Here is a 21465-nt window from a genome sequence, read left to right on the forward strand (position 1 = left end):
AATTACCGGAACGCCAGGGCTACCGCACCGCGAGCGAGTGCTTCCACGCACTCGATGACCGACTCAAGAAATCAGCCCTTGGCGCCACCAGCAGTCAGCCCAAACGACGAGCCACGCTTCGCGGCGCGCGCCGTCGCAGTGATGCTCAGCATCCACTAATACGGCGCTAGCACAGCCGATGTCGCAACGCAGAAGAGATGGCCATGCGCCCACTCATCCGCTTCGGAAGAAAGCACCGATGCGACACTCCCGAGTAGGTTCAACTCCTTCAAATTGGAATTGAACGCTTGTCGTTTGCGTCGTGGCTGGCCTGGCTAAGGGGCCATAATGGCCGCTGAAACAGGCTTCTCGAACATCATGCTCGCAGGAGTCCAGAGCTTTCGGGCGTGTCTGTCTAGATCAGACTTCAGGGAATCTGCGCTGCTCCGATTCATTGAGCCGACGAAGGTTTACCCACCGCGCATGAGCATCGTCAGCATCGATCCCGAATTGCTGTTTGGCGTTATCAAGCGAGAGGTAGATATCTTCCAAATCGGCAGCCCGCTCAGCGTTTTCATGACGACGTTCAAAGTCTGCCAACGCCGCAAGCGCGATCCGGTACCTGGCGAGGTGAGACAATACGTCGGTGAGGAACACGGCCCGCTTGCGCGCAGTCTCGACAACGTTGGGCATAGCTGAAACTGGGTACGGCCGCCGGCGCGGATCCAAAGCTTCTGCGTCCCTCACCACCATCGGAATGTAACGACTCTGGCCCCGGTCACGCCACGGTCAAGGCTTAGCGTTTCCAGACGCAATCGCCGCGCGCGTGGCGGATTTCTCACGAGGTACCGCCAGACCGGGAAACAGCGGGAAATACTGGTGTGCAGCGATTTAGCGTCCGTGCCGCGCGCCTCGATACGCACGTGAAAAAGTTTCCTCTGACCGTCGCCTTAGCTCGTCAGCCTTCGTACAGTGAGTCAATGAACACCTCCATGAGTCGGCATGACCCAGTCGACCCGGCCACCCGCGCACAACTGCTGAGCGTCAAGATTCCCATCATTTACGACCTGGCAGAGGCAGCGCGCATCCTGGGACTCTCCGAGTCCTACCTGCGATCAAAACTTCGTGACCGCACGTTCGCCGGCATGAAGCGTGCCGGACGATGGGCGATGACCGAGGCCCAGATCGAAGGAGCAATCGAGTCGATGTGCATCCAGGCACGGCCGGCCGACCCGCCCTCGCCGTCGGGGCTGTCACGCCAGAGTCGCTACGGCCGACGACTCCATCAGCAGCGCGGCGCTTGAATAACTCCTGCCGCAAGGGATTGTCGAAGCGCCGGAGCATGAGGACTACCAGGCTGGCGACGTTGTCGATCGTTTTGTCCGACATCAAGACATGCACCGAACCCACCACGTCCTGTGGCCATCAACCGTGAGGCGGTCAGCTCAGCACCGAGCCGATCGCGTCGGCAGCCACCTGCGCACTGCGACGATCCAGATGCCCGTACACACCGATGGTCGTCTGGATGGACTCATGCCCCAGATGCTGCTGGATGATCGGCAACGGTACGCCGGCGGCGATCATCCACGACGCACACGTATGGCGCAGGTCGTGCACCCGTGGAGACTTCGTCAGCCCAGCTGCCAGGGCGCGCTCGCGGCCCGGCTTCCAGCCGCCGTTAAAGAACTCCTGGGCGCGAACGGGATTGCCCGCGCCGTTGGTGAACAGGAATCCCGGCGCGGTGAGGTCAACGACCTCCAGCGCCGCGGACGGCAAGCTGATGGTCCGGACCGACTTCTTCGTCTTCGGCGGACCGATCTGCGGTCGGTAGTCACCGGAGTACTTCCAGGCCTTGGTGATGCGGCAGGTCTTAGCATCGGCATTGATGTCGGCCGCGGTGAGCGCGGTCGCCTCAGAGAAGCGCATGCCGGTGCTCACCAGCCAGGTCGCGAGATTCTTCCAGCGCTCGCGCTCGATGTGGTCGCGCAGCAGTCGGAACTCGCCCGGCGTGAGGAACACCGTCTCCTCGACACGGGTGTGCGGCAGGCGTCGGCCCTCGCATGGGTTCGACGCCATCACTCCAGCACGCACCGCAGCTTTGAACACCCCGGACACGAAGCCATGCTTGTTCGAGATGGTCTTTCCGCTGCCGCCCAGCTGCTTCACCCATTGCGCGATCGTGGCCTCAGTGACCGCCGAGACGGGCATGGACCCAAACACAGGATCGATGTCGCGAGCAACGTACGTGCGGTAGCGCGCCAGGGTCGCCGATTGCACACCGGTGAGGTTGTCGATGTGAGTGGTCAGCCACTCGGTGACGGTTGGAACGTGGCGCCCGATCTCGTCGAGCTCGAGGACGCGCAGCGCCTCGTCCGGCCCTTGGTCCTCGAGCAGGGTCTTGAAACGCTCTGCAGCAGCCAGGTTCGCGAACGTCAGCGAGCGCTGGCGACCGTCGTGGCGCCACAGCACGCGGTAGGTGTTCCCGGCGCGGTTCTTCTGGGCGTGGATGCTTGCCACAAATCTGATGTTACGCCAATTGTTACGTTGTTCCCGACGTAACGTCGAAGGGTAGCCGTGAGCTGGACTTTTGTGGTGGAGCTAAGGGGACTCGAACCCCTGACCTACTCGATGCGAACGAGTCGCGCTACCAACTGCGCCATAGCCCCTGATCGCTAGCAGGCTACCAGCCGCCGAACTGCCAGTCCTACTCGCCAACGGCTCGCGGCAGGTCCCTGGGCCAGCCAAAGGTCCGCATCGGCATCGCGTTCTCGAGATGCTCGAAGATCGGGTCCTCATCGTCGATCTCCAGGACCACCGCGCCCGGGCGCCTTAGCCGCGACGGGACCAAATCGTATTCGCGGTCGTAGGCGTTCTCCACGCCAAGGCGCGCGCGCGCCATCCGCTGCATCCGGCGACGACGCACCTTCTCCTCGATCCGGGTCTGCCGGCGCAGGTAGACCAGGTAGACCATGGTCACCGCGGTTGCGGTTCCGCACAGCCACCACGCGGTCGGCGATACTTCGAACGCGGCCGTGGCCGAGCCAACCAGGATGACCGCCATCACCATCAGCACGCGCTTGCGGAAGGTGTATTTGCGCGCGCTCACCGCGGCTGCGGTCTTCGTGTCGAATCGGCGCCGCCGTGAGGCGCCGGGTGCGAAGGACTCCCGCGGATCCTCGTCCTCGAACTCGGAGCGGTCCTCTTCGGGTTCCAAACCGGACGAGTCCTCGACGTATTCGTACCGGTCCCCCTGGTCGTCCTCCGCCTGGTCTTCCTCGGCGTGCTGGCCGACGGGATCGGTCTCGTTCTCGTCGGCGTCGTCGACCGCGAGCGGCGCGGGCTCGGGCACCTCGGCGGCGGATCCCGCCGGAAGGGCCCCGGAATCTTCGATGACGTCGACGTCCAGGTAGTCGGACTCGGCGCCCTCGGCGGCCTCCGCGACCTTCATGACGACCGGATCGGCGGGCAGGTGCTCGGTGTCGGCGTCTTCGTCATGGTCTTCGTGCGGGTCCTGGTCGGCGTCGGCGAGTTCGTCTTCGGCCGCGTCTTCCTCCGGCTTCCAATCGGGGTCACTGCGATGGCCCGCGGCCGGGCCACTCCGCTTCAGCAGACGGGAACCGGCGCCACCGTTGAGCACCCGGGTCGCCAGAGCCACGTCGCTGGTCCGCCGCACCGCGTCGCGTTTGCTGATCAGCATCGGAACCAGCACGAACAGCCACAGCACCACGAGCGAAATCCATAACAACGACTGCGGGATGCTTGGCATGATGACCTGCTCCTAACTGGTCCTGGATCCCCGCGAGACCGGCGGTGGCCTCCGCAGCCGGGTCACAGTGACCAGCACAATTACACACCTGTAATTTGCCTCTCACAAGCACCAAATGTCACTCGTGTCGCGCTGGCCACAGTTCACTGGGGCCGCGGTGGCAACACGAGCGCCGCGGGGATCACACAGCACGACTGCCGGCCCCCCGCCCTCAGCGGGCCTCCGGTCACGGCCAACCCGCGTGCCCGGCCCGGACCAGGGTCGATGCCACCGACCCCTGCACCTCTTCGACGGTGATGGCCATCAACAGGTGGTCCCGCCACGCCCTGTCAACCTCGAGGTAGCGGCGCAGCAGACCCTCTTCCCGGAAGCCGACCTTCGCCAGCACGGCCCGGCTCGCGGCGTTCTCCGGGCGGACGGTGGCCTCGACGCGATGCAACATGACCGGACCGAAGCAGTGATCGAGACCCAGCGCCAGTGCCGCGGTGGCCACCCCGCCGCCGGTCGCCGACCTCGGCACCCAGTAGCCGATCCACGCCGATCGCAGCGCCCCGTGGGTGACGTTGCCGATGGTCAACTGGCCGCAGAAGCGCCCGTCGAGCTCGATGACGTACGGCAGCATGCGCCCCTTGCGGGCCTCCGCACGCAGACCCGAACACAACGCCGGCCATGCGGCAACCGTGTGCCGGACCGTCCAATCGCCATCCGCGCTGGGCTCCCACGGCTCGAGATGCGCGCGATCCGCCAACCGGATCCGGCTCCACTGCCCGCCATCACGCATCCGCACCGCACGCAACCGAACCATGCCCGCCGGGACCCGCAGCGGACCTACGCCCAAGGGCCAACCCGGATGACGAGAATTTGAGCGCAACAGGTTCACGAGTGCGTGCAGTCGTTCCACTTAGCCGCGCTGGGCCAAGAAGGCGACGTCGACGATCTCACCGGTTCGAATCTGCTCCGCACCGCTGGGAACCACGACCAGACAGTTCGCTTCGGCGAGCGTTGCCAGCAGGTGCGACGACGCCCCCGCAGCACCACCGAGTGCCTGCACGAGATACTCACCGCTCTCCTGGTCACGCATCAGCTGACCGCGAAGGTAGCCCTTGCGCCCGGCGACCGAGGTGATCGGCGACAGCGCGCGGGCCTGCACGATCCGGCGCATCGGCTGGCGCTTGCCCAATGACAGCCGGATCAGCGGCCGGACCATCACCTCGAAGACCACTAAAGCGCTGACCGGATTGGCCGGCAGCAGAAATGTCGGAACGCCCTCCCGCCCGAGCTGCCCAAAACCCTGGACGGACCCCGGATGCATGCCGACCCGGACGACCTCCATCTCGCCGAGCTCGGAAAGCGCCGACCGTACCGCCTCGGCTGCCGCACCCCCGACCCCGCCGGCGATCACTATGACCTCGGCGCGATTGATCTGGCCTTCGACGACTTCGCGGAGCTCGTTGGGGTTGTTGCTGACGATTCCGATGCGGTTGACCTCCGCGCCGGCGTCTCGGCCCGCCGCCGCCAAGGCATAGGAGTTGACGTCGTACACCTGCCCGTTTCCCGGGGTGCGCGAGATGTCGACCAGCTCACCACCCACGGCCATGACCGACAACCGCGGGCGGGGATGCACCAACACCCTTTCGCGGCCGACCGCCGCCAGCAGCCCGACCTGGGCCGCGCCGATGATCGTTCCGGCGCGCACCGCAACGTCACCGGGTTGGACGTCGTCGCCGGCCCGGCGCACATAGGCACCCGACGGCGCCCCTCGCAGAATCCGTACGCGCGACGTCCCGCCATCCGTCCACCGCAACGGCAGCACCGCGTCGGCCAGCGTCGGCAGCGGGGCCCCGGTCTGCACGCGGGCGGCCTGTCGCGGCTGCAACCGGCTGGGTGTGCGCGTACCGGCCTCGATGGTTCCCATCACCGGCAGGACCAGCCCGTCACGCACATCCTCGTCGCCGGCCGACTCGTCGGATGATTCGCCGAAGCCCTCGACGCCGACATCACCCACCTCGCCCACGCCCAGCACGTCGACGCTGCGCACCGCGTAGCCGTCGATCGCGGCCTGGTCGAAGCCGGGCATCGGCCGCTCGGTGACCACTTCCTCGGCGCACATCAATCCCTGTGCCTCGGCGATGGCAACACGTATGGGCCGCGGGGCCACCGCGGCGGCCGTTATCCGGGCCAGCTGCTCCTCAACCGAACGCACAACGCGCCTCCCTGCCCTCAATGCCCTAACGGGCGCCGCCCTCTAAGCCCCCGCGGGCGCCGTCTCGGGCGACCCGGGCCCGCCTAGTTCGCCGGGCCCGGCGTCATCGCCCGGCTACTGCTCGGTCAGGCCTAATCGCGCCACCAACCATCGCCGCAAATCGGGGCCATAGTCGTCACGATCCAATGCAAAGTCAACCGCAGCCTTGAGGTAGCCGCCGGGATTTCCCAAGTCGTGTCGAGATCCGTGATGCACCACGACATGCACCGGGTGGCCCTCTTTGATCAGCAGGGCGATCGCATCGGTGAGCTGCACTTCGCCGCCTGCGCCCCGCTCGATGCGGCGCAACGCATCGAAGATGGCTCGGTCGAGCACGTAGCGGCCCGCCGCCGCGTACAACGACGGGGCATCTTCGGCCTTGGGCTTCTCGACCATGCCCTTGACCTTCAGCACGTCGGGATTGTCAGCCCATTCACCAGTGGGGACCGGCTCGACATCGAAAACCCCGTAGGCGCTGATCTCTTCGGGCGTTACCTCGATGGCACACAACACCGTGCCGCCGTGCCGGGCGCGCACCTTCGACATCGTCTCCAAGACGCCGGTCGGCAGCACCAAGTCGTCGGGTAGCAGCACCATGACGGCGTCCTCGTCGGCGGCCAGCGTGGGCTCCACGCAGCCGATCGCGTGTCCCAGTCCGAGCGGCTCGGCCTGTATGACGGACTCCACCTTGATGAGTGCCGGGGCTCGCCGCACCTTGGCCAGCATCGCTGTCTTGCCGCGCGCCTCGAGCGTGCCCTCCAGCACCAGGTCTTGCACGAAATGCGCGACGACCCCGTCCTTGCCCTCGGAGGTGACGATCACCAGACGTTCGGCACCGGCCGCAGCCGCCTCCGCGGCGACCAGCTCGATGCCGGGGGTGTCGACGACGGGCAGGAGCTCCTTGGGCACTGTCTTGGTGGCGGGCAGGAAGCGCGTACCCAGGCCGGCCGCAGGGACGATCGCCGTAAATGGGATCGGAACTTCTGGGTGTGACATCGTTCAAACGATAACCCGCGTCAGAGTCGCCGACGCGGTGTGGCGGGGCGAAATCCGGGCCTGCCATGGTTGAGGGCATGGCAACCGCAAGCAAGGCGGTGTTGCGCGAGCAGCTGTTGGCGGCCCGGCGTCTCGTTGCCGACGACGTTCGTGCCGCCGAGGCCCGCATGCTCGCCGAGCAGCTGGAGCTCCACCTAGAGCTCACGGTGAGCAGCGGCAGCACAGTCTGCGCATACGTGCCGGTAGGCACCGAGCCGGGGTCGATCGAGATGGTGGACATGTTGCTGCGCCGGTCGGGTCGGGTGCTGCTGCCGGTTGCGCGTACCACCGGCGACGACATGCCATTGCCGCTGCGGTGGGGCGAATACCGGCCCGGCGCGCTTACCCGCGGACCGTGGGGGCTGCTCGAGCCGCCCGGACCCGTGCTGCCGGCGTCGGCCCTGGCCGAGGCCGGCCTGATTATCGTCCCGGCGCTTGCGGTCGACCGGCGGGGCGTGCGGCTGGGGCGGGGGCGTGGGTTTTACGACCTCTCGCTGGACGGCCGCGGCCCGCAGGCGCGCCTCGTCGCGATGGTGCGCGACGCGGAATTCCTCGACGAGTTGCCCGCGGAGCCGCACGACGTGCCGATGACCCACGTGATCACGCCGCGACGCGGGCTGATCACCATGCCTTCCGACGGCCACGACGGGGAATGAGACAGCTCACTCGGCCGTTTTAGCACTAGACACGGTAGAGTGCTAACCAGGCTTTACATTCACGGAGGTTCTTAGTGCCGACCTACAGCTACGAGTGCACCGAGTGCGGCAACCGCTTCGACATGGTGCAGGCCTTCACCGATGACGCGCTGACCACTTGCGAGGAGTGCTCCGGTCGGCTGCGCAAGCTTTTCAACTCCGTCGGGATTGTGTTCAAGGGCAGCGGCTTTTATCGCACGGACAGCCGCGAGGACGGCAAGAAGTCGAAGACCTCGGCCAACGGATCCTCGACCAGCGAAGCGTCGAGTTCGGGGTCGAGCGAAAAGAGCGCGTCCAGCGACAATAGCGGGTCCAGCGGCAAGAACGGGTCAAGTGACAAGTCGAGCAGCAGCCCCACGCCGTCCACCGCGGCCGCCTCGACCTAGCAGTTATCCACGCAATCTATCCACAAGGGAACTTCTGACCGGCGCTGCCGCGGCCGCGCTGCGCCTACCGTTGCGGCGTGCGGGAATCGTCGCTGAATCCACCGCTGCTGCGCCGTATATCGACGTCGCTGCGCCCGGACTGGACTCGGACCGTGCTGGCCCGGCGAGTCGCCGCGGGCGGCCTCGTCGTTTTGGCCGGCATCGCGACGCTGCGGTCGAATCCCGACGGTGACAGCGCCGAAGTGGTCGTGGCCGCGCGTGACCTGCACCCCGGCACCGCGTTGACCCCCGACGATGTCCGCCTCGAAAAGCGTTTGGCCACAACGGTTCCCGACGGCTCGCAGGCCGACCTGGCCACCGTGGTCGGTTCAACGCTTGCCAGCCCCACGAGGCGTGGCGAGGTGCTCACCGATGTCCGGTTGCTCGGTAGCCGGCTGGCCGAGTCGACGGCCGGGCCCGGCGCCCGCATCGTGCCGCTGCATTTAACCGATGGAGCCTTGGTCGACCTCGTTCGCGTCGGCGATGTCGTTGACGTGCTGGCTGTCCCGGCCACCGACTCACAGGCCGCCACCCAGCCGGTCTCCAGAGTCGTCGCCACCGACGCCGTAGTTGTCCTCGTGTCGGCCAAGCAGAAAGCCCAGGGAAACGACGGCGACCGCGTAGTGTTAGTTGCGCTGCCGGCTCGCGTGGCGAACACGGTGGCGGGCTCGGCGCTGGGCCAGACGGTAACCCTCACCCTGCACTGAGTACCTGGCCACTGTTAGGCACGTGATCGATAGCAAACTTTGTCCATTCCAGAAGGGGACATCCCAATGCTCAAAGGGTTCAAGGAGTTTCTCTCGCGGGGCAACATCGTCGACCTGGCGGTCGCGGTGGTCATCGGCACGGCGTTCACCGGACTGGTCACCAAGTTCACCGACAGCATCATCACGCCGTTGATCAACCGGATCGGCGTCAATCAGCAGTCCGATGTCAGCGCCTTGAGGATCGGCATCGGCGGCGGTCAGACCATCGACTTGAACATCCTGCTGGCCGCCGTGATCAACTTTGTGCTGATTGCGTTCGTGGTGTACTTCTTCGTCGTGCTCCCCTACAACACGCTGCGCAGGCGGGGAGAGGTCGAGCAGGCCGACGACGCTCAGATCGTGCTACTCACCGAGATCCGCGACCTTCTCGCCCAGACCAACGGGGACTCGTCCGGTCGGCATGGCGGAGCCGCCATGGCGCCCACCCCCAGCCACGGACCCCGCGCGGACGCCGAATCGCAGTGATGCCCGAATCGAATCCGCGATAGCGGACTCAGATTTCCAGGCTCGACAACTGCCCGATAATCTGAGCCGCAAGCGGATTGAGCGTCGCCATCCCGTCGCGAACCGCGTAGCGGGAACCGGCGAGGTTGACCACCAACGTGCTTCCGGAGACGCCGGCCAGACCCCGCGACAGCCCGGCGTCGATGATTCCCGCCGACAGCCCGGAGGCACGGATGGCTTCGGCGATACCGAGGATTTCCCGATCCAGAATGTCGCGGGTGGCCTCCGGGGTGACGTCGCGCGGCGTGACTCCCGTCCCGCCGACCGAGACCACCAGGTCCACGCCGCCGATCACCGCGGTGTTCAGGGCGTTGCGGATCTCGACCTCGTCGGCCGCGACCGCCACCACTCCGTCGACAACGAACCCCGCCTCGGTCAGCAGCTCGGTGACCAGCGGTCCGCTGTGATCCTCGTCCCCGTGGGCCGTGCGATCGTCGACGACCACCACCAGAGCCCGGCCCACTACCAACTCCGCACCCGCCTCCATGGGTGCAACGGTATATCCGAGCTCCGACAGCGGCTCATCGACTCTCATTACTGATCCGCCTTGCCGAGGGTGACCTGCACTGTGCGGCTGCCGCCGCCGGGATCCTGGAAGGTCAGCGATACCTTGTCGCCGGGCGCTTTGGACCGCACCGCGGCAACCAGTGCATCGGCGCTGCTGATCGGGCGGTCGTCGACCTTGGTGACGACCACACCCTTGGGCACTCCGGCAGTCGCGGCGGCACCGCCCTGGACCACATCCATGACCTTGGCGCCCGGGGTGCCCTTGTCATTGGTCACCTGCACGCCGAGCGAGGCGTGTGACGCCTTGCCGGTGGCGATCAACTCGTCGGCGATGCGCTTGGCCTGGTCGACCGGAATCGCAAAGCCGAGGCCGATCGAGCCGCTCTGGGCATCCGACGAATCGCCGCCCAGGGTGGCGATTGCCGAGTTCACGCCCACCAGCTGGCCGCTCATGTTGACCAACGCACCGCCGGAGTTACCCGGGTTGATCGCCGCATCGGTCTGAATCGCGTCCAGCACGGTGTTCTGGTTGCCCGACTCGCCGGTCGTGGACACCGGCCGGTTCATCGCGCTGACGATCCCGGTGGTCACCGTGCCCGACAAACCCAACGGTGATCCGATCGCCACCACCGGCTGGCCGACACGCAGATCCGACGACGAGCCCATCGAAATGGGTGTGAGGCCGGAAACGCCCTGGACACGAATCACGGCGATGTCGCTGGTGGGGTCCGCACCGACCACCGTGAACGGTGCGGTACGGCCGTCGGAGAACGTCACCGTCGTCTTTGGTGCCGGACCACCGGGGCCACCGGGGCCACCGGGACCACCCGGACCACCGGGTGGGGCCGCCGGTTTGGCCGCGGCCGCGACCACGTGGTTGTTGGTCAGAATGAGCCCGTCAGCCGACAGGATGATGCCGGAGCCCTCTTCTGACTGGCGACCCAGATCGGTCTCCAGCATCACGACGCTGGGCACCACCTTCGTGGCGACCTGTTCGACGCTGCCCGGCGGCATGTTGGCCGCGGGGACGCTGGGAGCGGCCCCCGGGATCAGCCCGCCGCCATTACCACCCACGGAGTGCGTGCCCAGCTCGACGGCCGTTGCCGCGGCGCCGCCGATGCCGGCCGACACCACGGCGATCGCCAGCGCGCCCGCCGTGAGCATGCCTGCGCGCGACCGCTTCTGGCGTACCGGCGCGGGCGGGGGAACCATCGGTGGCAGCATCCCGGGGATCGGACCTGTACCGGCACCTCCGGGGATGGGACCCGCCCCGGTACCCCCGGCAAAGGGGGCCGGCCCGGCACCCCCGGGTGCCCGGCCCGGCCCGGCGTCGCCGAATGGCTCGTAGGGCCGCCGGTATTGCGGCGCCTGCGTCGGCTGCGGCGGCTGATAGCGCCAGTCGAACTGCTGGCTGTACGGTGGCGGCTGCTGCCCCTGCCCATAGGCTGGGGGCACCGGCTGATTATGCGCCGTACGGTATCCCGGCTGCTGCGGCGGCGGTGAATACCTCGGGTCGTTCGTCATGTCGCTAGGTCGCTCTTCCTCTAATTCGGCATCTGTCGGCTCTGTTCCAACAGTAACTGCAGGACTACCTTGCCCGCGCGGACTGAGAGTCCACTGAGATAACGTTCGCTGAATCCCGAGAGTTCGCGCCGTTGCCGGCCAGTTCTACTGATTCGGTCGTGGTGTCGACCGCCGACGTCCGGTCCGTCGTGACCCACATCGGCCGGCCGGGAAGCAGCACATAGATGGATGTACCCGGGGGCTGGCCTCCGGGCACGGTGTCCTCGACGCGAAGCAACCCGCCGTGGTTGAGCACCACTTTCTTCACGATCGCCAGTCCAAGTCCCGAACCAGGCAACGCCCGTGCCGTCGTCGATCGGTAGAACCGCTCGAACACCAGACGGCGCTCAGGCGGTGGAATTCCCGGGCCATGGTCGGAAACCACCAACTCAGCGTGCGACGGGTCGAGTTGCCTCATCCTGATGCCGACATGGCCGCCCGACGGGCTCCACTTGGCCGCGTTGTCCATCAGGTTCAGCACCGCGCGCGACAGCCCGGCGGAGTCGCCGTAGACCTGCCAGGGCACCACCTCGACATCGAAGTGAATGTCGTTGCGCCGCCGCCTGACTCGCTCCAGGCTCCGATCGATCACCTCGGACATGTCGACCGCCTCGTGCACCACCTGGCCGGCGTCGTCACGGGTGAGGTCCACCAAATCGCCTACCAGCGTGGACAATTCCTCGATCTGCGCGAGCACATCGGCGCGCAGGTCGACCATTTCCTGCTCGGGTAGCCGCGGCGCTCCCGGCTCCATCGAGGCCATCAGCAGTTCTACGTTGGTGCGCAGCGACGTCAGCGGGGTGCGCAATTCATGTCCGGCATCGGTGACCAGGCGGGCCTGGCGCTCGCGGGACTCGGCCAGAGCCCGCAGCATCAAGTTGAATGCCTCAGTGAGCCTTGCCAATTCGTCGCTACCAAACACGGGGATGGGCCGCAGGTCGTCGGTGCGCGCCACCCGTTCGGCCGCTTGGGTCAGCCGAGCCACCGGACGCAGCCCGGCTCTGGTGACCATGCCACCGGCTACCGCGGCGACCGCGACGCCGATGCCGCCGACGATCAGCAGCACCCAGCGCAGTCGGGTCATCACCGCTTCCGTCGGCTTCAGGCTCTTGGAGATCAACAGCGAACTGCCGTTGGGCAGGTGGATGGCGAGGATTCGTTGATCCGCCGCGGTACGCCGCGACATGAACAATTCGCCGCCGATGACGGCCTTTTCCTGCGGACCGACCGGCAGGGTTTGACCCGGCTGCTGTGCGGTGTAGATCGACCGGCCCGGGTTCACCAGCATCGCATTGACGTCCGAATAGGCGGTGCCCTCGATGGCCTTTCCGGGATCGGCGGCCAGTGAGCCGCTGGCGATCAACATTTGCGCCCGGCTCTGCAGCTGGTTGTCGATATCGCTGTACAGCGCGGCCGAAATGACCGCGTAGACGGCGAATGCCATCAGCACGACGACCATCGCCACCATCGACATCGCCAGCAGCATTACCCGCCACCGTAGGGACAACGAGCTGGTGGCCCCCAGGGGTGCGCGCCGGCGCCGCTGGAACCGGTTCATCAGGGGGGCGTCTCCCGAAGGACGTAACCCACGCCGCGCACCGTGTGGATCAGTCGCGGCTCACCATCGGCCTCGGTTTTTCTGCGGAGGTACCCCACGTAGACCTCCAGCGCGTTGCCCGAGGTGGGAAAGTCGAATCCCCATACCTCCTCGAGGATGCGGCTGCGGGTGAGCACCCGGCGCGGATTGGCGATCAACATCTCGAGCAACGAGAATTCGGTGCGGGTCAGGCTGATCCGGCGTTCCCCGCGAGTGACTTCGCGTGTGACCGGGTCCAGTGTCAGGTCGGAGAACTTCATGGGCACCCATTCGGCGGCATCCTCCGGCTTGGTACGACGCAACAGCGCCCGCATGCGGGCCAACAGTTCTTCGAGGGCGAACGGCTTCGGCAGATAGTCATCGGCGCCGGCGTCCAGGCCCGCGACCCGCTCGGAAACCGAATCGCGGGCGGTAAGCACCAGGATCGGCAGGTCGTCGCCCGTGCTGCGCAGCTGACGGCACACCTCGAGGCCGTCCAACCGCGGCATCATCACATCCAGGACGAGCGCGTCGGGCCGGTCGCTGGCGATCATGTCGAGAGCCTGGACGCCGTCATGGGCCAACTCGACCGAGTAGCCGTTGAATGACAGCGATCTACGCAGTGACTCGCGCACCGCGCGATCGTCGTCGACGACAAGTATCCGCACGGCCATCAGTTTCGTCCCAGCGCCTGAGAGCGGCCTGAGAGACTCGCCGCATTGTTCTTGGGAATTCGCCCGACGATGCGGGACGAACGGCAGCACCGCCCGTTTGCCGGGCAAAGTCGGGTGATCGCGTTAACGCCGGTCGAGATCGATCAGACCAAGCCGGGCCGCCTTTAGCAGCCTGCGGGGCACTTTGTGCTTCTGGCCCGCCACCGTCACACCGACGAGCTCGGTCCGGGTGGCCTTCCACTGCGCGCGACGGCTTCGGGTATTCGCGCGCGACATCCTGCGCTTGGGTACGGCCATGGTCGCGCCTAACTCCTCGTTCGGGGCTTCGGGTAGGGCATGTCGCGCGGCGTGGCCGGTCTGGCCGAACGTGCGACGATTGCCTACCAGGATAGTCGCTGGCCCGCTGGTCACCAAAATGGGTATGCACCGCGCCGAAACTGACGCCAGGGCGATGCGCCACGGCGTGTCGTGTTCGTGGTGCGCGTGTCGCGTCACTTTCAGGAGTTCGGCCGGGTGCATAACAAGCGCCCACGGCCGACCAGGCATCCTTGACGTGGCACCGGCGGTACCCGCTAACCTACCGGTTGGTTGGTTGATTGGAGGACGCGCATGGCCTCTGCTCCTGGTAATCCTGGCGCTGTCCGGATCGCGAACTGCTCCGGGTTCTACGGGGACCGGCTATCGGCGATGCGCGAGATGCTCACCGGCGGTGACGTGGACTACCTCACCGGCGATTACCTGGCCGAGCTCACCATGCTCATCCTGGGGCGCGACCGGATGAAGCACCCGGACCGCGGCTATGCCAAGACCTTCCTGACTCAACTCGAGGACTGCCTGGGTGAGGCCCGCGACCGCGGCGTTCGCATCGTCGCCAACGCCGGCGGCCTCAACCCGGCCGGGCTGGCCGACGCGATACGCACCCTGGCCGAGCGCCTGGGCGTCCCGGCCCGTATCGCCCACGTCGAGGGCGACGACCTGCAGCCGCGCGCGGCCGAACTCAACCTGGGCATGCCGCTGACCGCGAACGCCTACCTGGGCGCCTGGGGCATTGTCGATTGCCTCGACGACGGCGCCGACGTCGTGGTCACCGGCCGGGTCACCGACGCCTCGGTGATCGTGGGGGCGGCGGCGGCGCACTTCGGCTGGGGGCGCACCGACTACAACCAACTCGCCGGTGCCGTGGTCGCCGGCCACGTCATCGAATGCGGCGTCCAGGCCACCGGTGGCAACTACTCGTTTTTCACCGAAGTTCCCCACCTGACTTACGCGGGTTTCCCGCTCGCCGAGGTCTACGCAGACGGCTCGTCGGTCATCACCAAACATCCCGGCACCGGCGGTCTGGTCAGCGTCGACACCGTCACTGCGCAATTGCTCTACGAGATCACCGGCGCCCGCTACGCCAACCCCGACGTCACCGCCCGGATGGACACCATCGAGCTGTCCGCAGACGGCGCCGACCGGGTGCGCATCAGCGGTGTGCTCGGCGAACCGCCGCCGCCCACGTACAAGGTGTCGCTGAACAGCATCGGCGGATTCCGCAACGCCATGACGTTCGTACTGACCGGCCTGGACATCGAGGCGAAAGCCGACCTGGTGCGCCGGCAGCTGGAGGCCGCGCTCACGGTCAAGCCCGCCGAGCTGCAGTGGACCCTCGCCCGCACCGACCACATCGACGCCGACTCCGAAGAAGCCGCCAGCGCGTTGCTGCACTGCGTTGTCCGCGATCCCGACCCGGCCAACGTCGGACGCCAATTCTCCTCAGCCGCGGTGGAATTGGCGTTGGCCAGCTATCCGGGCTTTCACGTGACCGCCCCGCCCGGCGAAGGTCAGGTCTACGGCGTGTTCACCCCTGGCTACGTCGATGCCAAAGAGGTGCCGCACATCGCGGTGCACGCCGACGGCACGCGCACCGATATCCCCTGCGCCACCGATACTTTGGAACTATCGCCCGCCGGTCCCCCGCCGTTGCCCGAGCCGCTTCCGGCCGGTCCGGTGCGCAGGGTGCCGCTGGGCCGCATCGCCGGGGCACGCAGCGGCGACAAGGGCGGATCGGCCAACGTCGGGGTCTGGGTCCGCACCGACGAACAATGGCGATGGCTTGCCAACACGCTGACCGTCGAGTTGCTCAAGGAGCTGCTGCCCGAGGCGGCGGACTTCGAGGTCAGCCGCCACGTGCTGCCCAATTTGCGCGCGGTGAACTTCGTCATCGACGGCATCCTGGGGCAGGGCGTCGCCTACCAGGCGCGATTCGATCCCCAGGCCAAGGGCCTGGGTGAATGGCTGCGCAGCCGCCACGTCGACATCCCGGAAGGGCTTTTATGAATTTTTGGACGACGCCGTGAATATGTGGACCACGCCGGAGCGCGAGCAGTTGCGAAAGACGGTGCGCTCGTTCGCAGAACGCGAGATTCTGCCCAACATCGACGAATGGGAACGCACCGGCGACCTGCCGCGCGACTTGCACCGGCGCGCCGGGGCGGCGGGGCTGCTGGGCGCGGGCTTTCCCGAAGCGGTCGGCGGTGGCGGCGGAGACGGCGCCGACTCGGTGATCATCTGCGAGGAAGTGCATCACGCCGGCGCACCCGGAGGCGTCTTCGCGTCGCTGTTCACGTGCGGCATCGCGGTGCCGCACATGATCGCATCGGGCGATGCGCGGCTGATCGACGCGTTCGTGCGGCCCACGCTGGCCGGCGAGAGGATCGGCGCGCTGGCCATCACCGAGCCCGGCGGCGGTTCCGACGTCGGACACCTACGCACCACAGCGGTCTTGGACGGCGACGACTACGTCGTCAACGGCGCCAAGACCTACATCACCTCGGGAGTACGTGCGGACTACGTCGTTACCGCCGTGCGCACCGGCGGGCCTGGCGCAGTGGGGGTTTCGCTGCTGGTGATCGAGAAGGGCACGCCCGGCTTCGAGGTCAGCCGCAAGCTGGACAAGATGGGATGGCGGTCCTCGGACACCGCGGAGCTGTCCTTCGTCGACGCGCGGGTGTCGGCAGCCAATCTCATCGGCACCGAGAACAGCGGGTTCGCCCAGATCGCCCAGGCTTTTGTCGCCGAGCGAATCGGCCTTGCCGCCCAGGCGTATTCGAGCGCACAGCGGTGTCTGGACATCACGGTGGCCTGGTGCCGTGACCGGGAGACGTTCGGCCGCCCGTTGATCTCGCGCCAATCGGTGCAGAACACGCTGGCCGAGATGGCCCGCCGCATCGACGTCGCCCGCGTGTATGCGCGCAACGTGGTGGAGCGTCAGCTCGCCGGCGAGACAAACCTGATCGCGCAGGTGTGTTTCGCCAAGAACACCGCGGTCGAGGCCGGCGAATGGGTCGCCAATCAAGCAGTCCAGCTGTTCGGCGGCATGGGCTACATGGCCGAGTCGGAGGTCGAACGCCAATACCGGGACATGAGGATCCTCGGCATCGGAGGCGGAACCACCGAGATATTGACGGCATTGGCCGCGAAAACCCTGGGGTACCAATCGTGACCGTGCTGCAGTCCACGCTCGACCCGACCGGGGCCGCCTATACCGAGGCGGCCCGGGCCATGACCTCCAAGCTGGCGGAGATCGACACCCAGCACGCCAAGGCCCTCGCCGGGGGCGGACCGAAGTATCTGGAGCGCCACCACGCCCGCGGCAAGCTCACCGCGCGCGAACGCATCGAACTGCTGCTGGATCCGGATTCGCCGTTCCTGGAACTGAGTCCGCTGGCCGCCTACGGTAGTTCCTTCACGCTGGGCGCGAGCGCCGTGGTGGGGATCGGTGCGGTCGAGGGCGTGGAGTGCTTGGTCGTCGCCAACGACCCGACCGTCAAGGGCGGCACCAGCAACCCGTGGACGCTGAAGAAGATATTGCGGGCCAACCAGATCGCATTGCAGAACCGTCTTCCCGTGGTGTCGCTGGTGGAGTCGGGCGGCGCCGACCTGCCCACGCAGAAAGAGATCTTCGTCCCCGGTGGGCAGATGTTCCGCGACCTGACCCGCCTGTCGGCCGCCGGCATTCCGACTATCGCGCTCGTCTTCGGCAACTCCACTGCCGGCGGCGCTTACATCCCCGGGATGTCCGACCACGTGGTGATGATCAAGGAACGTTCGAAGGTATTCCTCGCCGGTCCCCCGCTGGTGAAGATGGCCACCGGCGAGGAATCCGATGACGAATCGCTGGGCGGCGCCGAAATGCACGCCCGCATCTCGGGTTTGGCCGACTACTTCGCCGTCGACGAGCTCGACGCGATCCGGCTCGGACGTCGCATCGTTGCCCGGCTGAACTGGGTCAAACGGGGACCGGCTCCGGGACCCGTGACGGAGCCGCTGTTCGATGCCGAGGAACTGATCGGCATCGTGCCTCCGGATCTGCGCATCCCGTTCGACCCCCGGGAAGTGATCGCCCGGATCGTCGACGGCTCCGAATTCGACGAATTCAAGCCGATGTACGGCTCGTCGCTGGTGACCGGCTGGGCCCGGCTGCATGGCTACCCGCTGGGCATCCTGGCCAATGCGCGCGGCGTGCTGTTCAGCGAGGAGTCACAGAAAGCCACCCAATTCATCCAGCTCGCCAACCGCTCCGACACACCACTGTTGTTCTTGCACAACACCACCGGCTACATGGTGGGCAAGGACTACGAGGAGGGCGGGATGATCAAGCACGGCTCGATGATGATCAACGCCGTTTCCAACTCGACCGTCCCGCATATCTCGCTGTTGATCGGCGCGTCGTACGGAGCTGGCCACTACGGCATGTGCGGGCGCGCCTATGACCCCCGGTTCCTGTTCGCGTGGCCCAGCGCCAAGGCCGCGGTGATGGGCGGCGCCCAGCTGTCGGGCGTGCTGTCGATCGTGGCTCGCGCCGCCGCCGAAGCCCGCGGACAGCACGTCGACGAGGAGGCCGACGCCGCGATGCGGGCGGCCGTCGAGGGCCAGATCGAAGCCGAGTCGCTTCCGATGGTCTTGTCGGGAATGCTCTATGACGACGGGGTGATCGACCCGCGCGATACTCGCACCGTACTGGGAATGTGTTTGTCCGCCATTGCCAATGGCCCGATCAAGGGGACGTCGAACTTCGGCGTCTTCCGGATGTGAGCCTGATGGGATTCACCCGAGTACTGGTCGCCAACCGGGGCGAGATCGCCCGACGGGTGTTCGCCACCTGCCGTCGGCTGGGTGTCGGCACCGTCGCCATATACACCGACCCCGACGCCTCCGCGCCGCACGTCGCGGAGGCCGACGCCCGGGTACGGCTGGCGAAGACGACCGACTATCTGAATGCCGAGGCGATCATCGCCGCGGCGCGCGCCGCCCGGGCCGACGCGGTGCACCCCGGCTATGGGTTCCTTTCGGAGAACGCCGACTTCGCGGCCGCCGTCCAGGACGCGGGTCTGGCCTGGATCGGGCCGCCGGTGGATGCGGTCCGGGCGATGGGCTCCAAGATCGAGTCCAAGAAGCTCATGGCCGCCGCCGGAGTTCCGGTGCTCGACGAACTCGACCCTGAATCAGTTACCGAAGCGCAGCTGCCGGTGCTGGTCAAGGCTTCCGCGGGCGGTGGCGGTCGTGGGATGCGGGTGGTTCGCGAATTATCGTCTCTTGCAAGCGAAGTCGCGGCGGCTCGCCGCGAAGCGCAGTCCGCATTCGGGGATCCGACCGTGTTCTGCGAGCGGTACCTGGCCACGGGGCACCACGTGGAGGTTCAGGTCCTCGCCGACACCCATGGCACCGTGTGGGCCGTCGGGGAGCGGGAATGCTCCATCCAGCGCCGCCACCAGAAGGTCATCGAAGAGGCGCCGTCCCCCTTGGTGGAGCGCACGCCGGGCATACGGGCCAAGCTGTTCGACGCGGCCCGGCTGGCCGCCAGTGCGATCGACTACGCCGGTGCCGGGACCGTGGAGTTCCTCGCCGATGATGACGGGCAGTTCTACTTCCTGGAGATGAACACCCGGCTGCAGGTCGAGCACCCGGTGACCGAGGAGACCACCGGGCTCGACCTCGTCGAATTGCAGCTCGCGGTCGCCGCCGGCGACCGCCTTGATCCCGAACCGCCGGCCGCGCAAGGGCATTCGATCGAGGCCCGGCTTTATGCCGAGGATCCTGCCCAGGGCTGGCAGCCGCGGGCCGGCCTGGTCCATGCGATCGACGTGCCGACGGTTCGGGCGCAGTTCTGCACGCTGCGACAGCGAACCGGGATCCGGCTGGATTCCGGCATTGTCGACGGCTCCACGGTGTCGATCCATTACGACCCGATGCTGGCCAAGGTCATCTCTTACGCTCCGACGCGCCGGCAAGCGGCGCTGGTGCTCGCCGACGCACTGGCCCGCACCCATCTGCACGGAGTACGCACCAACCGCGACTTGCTGGTCAACGTGCTGCGGCACCCGGCTTTCCTCGACGGCTCGACCGACACCGCGTTCTTCGACACGCACGACCTGGCGGAGCTTTCCGCGCCACTGGCCGACGCCGCCGTCGTCCGGTTGTCGGCGATCGCGGCCGCGCTTGCCGACGCCGAACACAACCGCGAGACGGCCCCGATCTTGGGCTCGCTACCCAGTGGCTGGCGGAACCTGCCGTCCGGCTATCAGGTGAAGAGCTACCGCGACGCGGGTAACGTCGAGGGCAACGAGCACCGGGTCGAATACCGTTTCACCAGAACGGGATTAGTATTTGCCGGCCCAGAAGGTGTTGAACCGGTACAGCTGGTCTCGGCCGCGCCGGACGAGGTCGTGCTGGCCGACGGCGACGGCGTGGCGTGCAGCTTTGCGGTCGCGCGCCACGGCGACGATATCTACGTCGATTCGGCGCGCGGGCCCGTCCACCTGGTCGCGCTGCCGCGGTTCCCCAAGCCGGGTTCCGCCGTCGAACAGGGGTCTCTGGTGGCGCCCATGCCCGGCAACGTGATTCGACTCGGCGCCGCCCTTGGCGAGACCGTCACCGCCGGTCAGCCGTTGATCTGGCTGGAGGCAATGAAGATGGAGCACACCATCGCCGCGCCGGCCGACGGCGTGCTCACCGAGCTCAACGTCGACACAGGTCAGCAAGTCGAGGTCGGCGCCGTCCTGGCAAGGGTCGAACCGCCGCAAACAGAAGGAGATACACGGTGACCGACACCAGCTTCGTCGAAAACGAGGAACGCCGGGCCCTGCGCAAGGCGGTGGCCGAGTGGGCCTCTAACTACGGCGCGGAGTACTACCTAACGAAGGCGCGCGCACACGAACACACGACCGAGTTATGGTCCGAGGCAGGCAAACTCGGCTTTCTCGGGGTCAATCTGCCCGAGGAGTACGGTGGTGGCGGCGCCGGAATGTACGAGCTGTCACTGGTGATGGAGGAGATGGCGGCCGCGGGTAGCGCGCTGCTTCTGATGGTCGTATCGCCGGCCATCAACGGCAACATCATCAGCAAGTTCGGCACCGAAGAGCAGAAGAAGCGCTGGATTCCTGCGATCGCCGATGGCTCCCTGACCATGGCGTTCGCGATCACCGAGCCGGACGCGGGATCCAACTCACACAAGATCACCACCACCGCCCGGCGCGACGGTAGCGACTGGATTCTGAAGGGCCAGAAGGTTTATATCTCGGGCATCGACCAGGCGCAGGCGGTCCTGGTGGTGACTCGCAGCGAGGAGGCCAGGACCGGCAAGCTGCGCCCCGCGCTCTTCGTGGTGCCCACCGACGCGCCCGGGTTCACCTACACCCCGATCGAGATGGAGCTGATCAGCCCCGAACGCCAATTCCAGGTTTTCCTT

Annotated in this window: 21 protein-coding genes and 1 tRNA gene; 11 read left to right on the forward strand and 11 right to left on the reverse strand. The window is 66.8% G+C overall.

The genetic code is table 11. The features are described from left to right. Positions 1-462 precede the first annotated feature (462 nt). Both ACLP4W_RS07850 and ACLP4W_RS07855 read left to right on the forward strand, forming a co-directional pair. Positions 463-678 carry a hypothetical protein gene (locus ACLP4W_RS07850; RefSeq protein WP_442385576.1) on the forward strand — a complete coding sequence of 72 codons (216 nt, stop codon included), beginning with the start codon at positions 463-465 and terminating at the stop codon, positions 676-678. 281 nt (positions 679-959) lie between these two features. After that, the gene (locus ACLP4W_RS07855) at positions 960-1283 is read left to right on the forward strand and encodes a hypothetical protein (RefSeq protein WP_442385577.1); all 324 of its coding nucleotides are present in this window, start codon (positions 960-962) and stop codon (positions 1281-1283) included. 136 nt (positions 1284-1419) lie between these two features. On the opposite strand, the gene ACLP4W_RS07860 is transcribed toward ACLP4W_RS07855, so the two are convergent. The 6 genes from ACLP4W_RS07860 to ACLP4W_RS07885 all read right to left on the reverse strand — a co-directional run bounded on the left by ACLP4W_RS07860 (position 1420) and on the right by ACLP4W_RS07885 (position 6983). Continuing rightward, positions 1420-2496 (reverse strand): tyrosine-type recombinase/integrase, encoded by a 1077-nt coding sequence (locus ACLP4W_RS07860; protein WP_442385578.1) that lies wholly within the window; start codon positions 2494-2496, stop codon positions 1420-1422. 73 nt (positions 2497-2569) lie between these two features. Next, positions 2570-2645: transfer RNA gene (locus ACLP4W_RS07865), tRNA-Ala, on the reverse strand. 38 nt (positions 2646-2683) lie between these two features. Continuing rightward, positions 2684-3745, reverse strand: a complete 1062-nt coding sequence (gene sepX / locus ACLP4W_RS07870) for a divisome protein SepX/GlpR (protein WP_442385579.1) — start codon at positions 3743-3745, stop codon at positions 2684-2686. A gap of 226 nt (positions 3746-3971) precedes the next feature. Further along, positions 3972-4625, reverse strand: a complete 654-nt coding sequence (locus ACLP4W_RS07875) for a GNAT family N-acetyltransferase (protein WP_442385594.1) — start codon at positions 4623-4625, stop codon at positions 3972-3974. 21 nt (positions 4626-4646) lie between these two features. After that, on the reverse strand, positions 4647-5948 hold the full coding sequence (gene glp / locus ACLP4W_RS07880) for a molybdotransferase-like divisome protein Glp (RefSeq protein ID WP_442385580.1): 1302 nt from the start codon (positions 5946-5948) through the stop codon (positions 4647-4649). A gap of 114 nt (positions 5949-6062) precedes the next feature. Beyond that, on the reverse strand, positions 6063-6983 hold the full coding sequence (locus ACLP4W_RS07885) for a UTP--glucose-1-phosphate uridylyltransferase (protein ID WP_442385581.1): 921 nt from the start codon (positions 6981-6983) through the stop codon (positions 6063-6065). Between the two features lie 77 nt (positions 6984-7060). Between ACLP4W_RS07885 and ACLP4W_RS07890 the strand changes: the two genes are divergently transcribed. The 4 genes from ACLP4W_RS07890 to mscL all read left to right on the forward strand — a co-directional run bounded on the left by ACLP4W_RS07890 (position 7061) and on the right by mscL (position 9374). Continuing rightward, entirely contained in the window at positions 7061-7678 is a 618-nt protein-coding gene (locus ACLP4W_RS07890) for a 5-formyltetrahydrofolate cyclo-ligase (protein WP_442385582.1), read from the forward strand. 74 nt (positions 7679-7752) lie between these two features. Then, the gene (locus ACLP4W_RS07895) at positions 7753-8103 is read left to right on the forward strand and encodes an FmdB family zinc ribbon protein (protein ID WP_442385583.1); all 351 of its coding nucleotides are present in this window, start codon (positions 7753-7755) and stop codon (positions 8101-8103) included. Positions 8104-8180: 77 nt separating this feature from the next. Continuing rightward, entirely contained in the window at positions 8181-8849 is a 669-nt protein-coding gene (locus tag ACLP4W_RS07900) for an SAF domain-containing protein (RefSeq protein ID WP_442385584.1), read from the forward strand. Positions 8850-8915: 66 nt separating this feature from the next. After that, on the forward strand, positions 8916-9374 hold the full coding sequence (gene mscL, locus ACLP4W_RS07905; RefSeq protein ID WP_442385585.1) for a large-conductance mechanosensitive channel protein MscL: 459 nt from the start codon (positions 8916-8918) through the stop codon (positions 9372-9374). A gap of 28 nt (positions 9375-9402) precedes the next feature. Here the strand turns inward: mscL and ACLP4W_RS07910 are convergent, their stop codons facing one another. The 5 genes from ACLP4W_RS07910 to rpmF form a co-directional block, all read right to left on the reverse strand. Continuing rightward, positions 9403-9948: a MogA/MoaB family molybdenum cofactor biosynthesis protein gene (locus tag ACLP4W_RS07910; RefSeq protein ID WP_442385586.1), complete on the reverse strand. Its 546-nt coding sequence runs from the start codon at positions 9946-9948 to the stop codon at positions 9403-9405. Beyond that, a complete protein-coding gene (locus ACLP4W_RS07915) occupies positions 9948-11444 on the reverse strand; it encodes a S1C family serine protease (protein ID WP_442385587.1) in 1497 nt (498 codons plus the stop codon). Before ACLP4W_RS07915 ends, ACLP4W_RS07910 begins: the two co-directional genes overlap by 1 nt. 64 nt (positions 11445-11508) lie before the next feature. Beyond that, positions 11509-13041, reverse strand: coding sequence for an ATP-binding protein (locus ACLP4W_RS07920; protein ID WP_442385588.1), 1533 nt, complete (start codon positions 13039-13041; stop codon positions 11509-11511). After that, positions 13041-13727, reverse strand: a complete 687-nt coding sequence (gene mprA / locus ACLP4W_RS07925; protein WP_442385589.1) for a two-component system response regulator MprA — start codon at positions 13725-13727, stop codon at positions 13041-13043. Before mprA ends, ACLP4W_RS07920 begins: the two co-directional genes overlap by 1 nt. Before the next feature lie 129 nt (positions 13728-13856). After that, positions 13857-14030 (reverse strand): 50S ribosomal protein L32, encoded by a 174-nt coding sequence (gene rpmF / locus ACLP4W_RS07930; protein ID WP_067115484.1) that lies wholly within the window; start codon positions 14028-14030, stop codon positions 13857-13859. 312 nt (positions 14031-14342) lie between these two features. Here rpmF and ACLP4W_RS07935 point away from each other — a divergent pair, with 312 nt between their 5' ends. The 5 genes from ACLP4W_RS07935 to ACLP4W_RS07955 all read left to right on the forward strand — a co-directional run. Beyond that, positions 14343-16055 (forward strand): acyclic terpene utilization AtuA family protein, encoded by a 1713-nt coding sequence (locus tag ACLP4W_RS07935; RefSeq protein ID WP_442385590.1) that lies wholly within the window; start codon positions 14343-14345, stop codon positions 16053-16055. Positions 16056-16071: 16 nt separating this feature from the next. After that, a complete protein-coding gene (locus tag ACLP4W_RS07940) occupies positions 16072-17220 on the forward strand; it encodes an acyl-CoA dehydrogenase family protein (protein ID WP_442385591.1) in 1149 nt (382 codons plus the stop codon). A gap of 2 nt (positions 17221-17222) precedes the next feature. Continuing rightward, complete coding sequence (locus ACLP4W_RS07945; protein WP_442385595.1) at positions 17223-18812, forward strand: acyl-CoA carboxylase subunit beta; 1590 nt, start codon at positions 17223-17225, stop codon at positions 18810-18812. Between the two features lie 5 nt (positions 18813-18817). Continuing rightward, positions 18818-20821, forward strand: coding sequence for an ATP-binding protein (locus ACLP4W_RS07950; protein ID WP_442385592.1), 2004 nt, complete (start codon positions 18818-18820; stop codon positions 20819-20821). Beyond that, positions 20818-21465 (forward strand): acyl-CoA dehydrogenase family protein (locus tag ACLP4W_RS07955; RefSeq protein ID WP_442385593.1); only part of this gene is annotated, 648 nt, incomplete at its 3' end. The genes ACLP4W_RS07950 and ACLP4W_RS07955, both read left to right, overlap by 4 nt.

Origin of the sequence: Mycobacterium sp. (assembly GCF_052145595.1) — a bacterium.
In the GTDB taxonomy this organism is placed as follows: Bacteria; Actinomycetota; Actinomycetes; order Mycobacteriales; family Mycobacteriaceae; genus Mycobacterium.

Bases quoted from the DNA above. Each gene is read 5' to 3' on its own strand.
- ACLP4W_RS07850 (WP_442385576.1), top strand. From the start codon at position 463: ATGAGCATCGTCAGCATCGATCCCGAATTGCTGTTTGGCGTTATCAAG.
- ACLP4W_RS07855 (WP_442385577.1), top strand. From the start codon at position 960: ATGAACACCTCCATGAGTCGGCATGACCCAGTCGACCCGGCCACCCGC.
- sepX (WP_442385579.1), bottom strand. From the start codon at position 3,745: ATGCCAAGCATCCCGCAGTCGTTGTTATGGATTTCGCTCGTGGTGCTG.
- ACLP4W_RS07885 (WP_442385581.1), bottom strand. From the start codon at position 6,983: ATGTCACACCCAGAAGTTCCGATCCCATTTACGGCGATCGTCCCTGCG.
- ACLP4W_RS07890 (WP_442385582.1), top strand. From the start codon at position 7,061: ATGGCAACCGCAAGCAAGGCGGTGTTGCGCGAGCAGCTGTTGGCGGCC.
- mscL (WP_442385585.1), top strand. From the start codon at position 8,916: ATGCTCAAAGGGTTCAAGGAGTTTCTCTCGCGGGGCAACATCGTCGAC.
- ACLP4W_RS07910 (WP_442385586.1), bottom strand. From the start codon at position 9,948: ATGAGAGTCGATGAGCCGCTGTCGGAGCTCGGATATACCGTTGCACCC.
- ACLP4W_RS07915 (WP_442385587.1), bottom strand. From the start codon at position 11,444: ATGACGAACGACCCGAGGTATTCACCGCCGCCGCAGCAGCCGGGATAC.
- ACLP4W_RS07920 (WP_442385588.1), bottom strand. From the start codon at position 13,041: ATGAACCGGTTCCAGCGGCGCCGGCGCGCACCCCTGGGGGCCACCAGC.
- rpmF (WP_067115484.1), bottom strand. From the start codon at position 14,030: ATGGCCGTACCCAAGCGCAGGATGTCGCGCGCGAATACCCGAAGCCGT.
- ACLP4W_RS07935 (WP_442385590.1), top strand. From the start codon at position 14,343: ATGGCCTCTGCTCCTGGTAATCCTGGCGCTGTCCGGATCGCGAACTGC.
- ACLP4W_RS07950 (WP_442385592.1), top strand. From the start codon at position 18,818: ATGGGATTCACCCGAGTACTGGTCGCCAACCGGGGCGAGATCGCCCGA.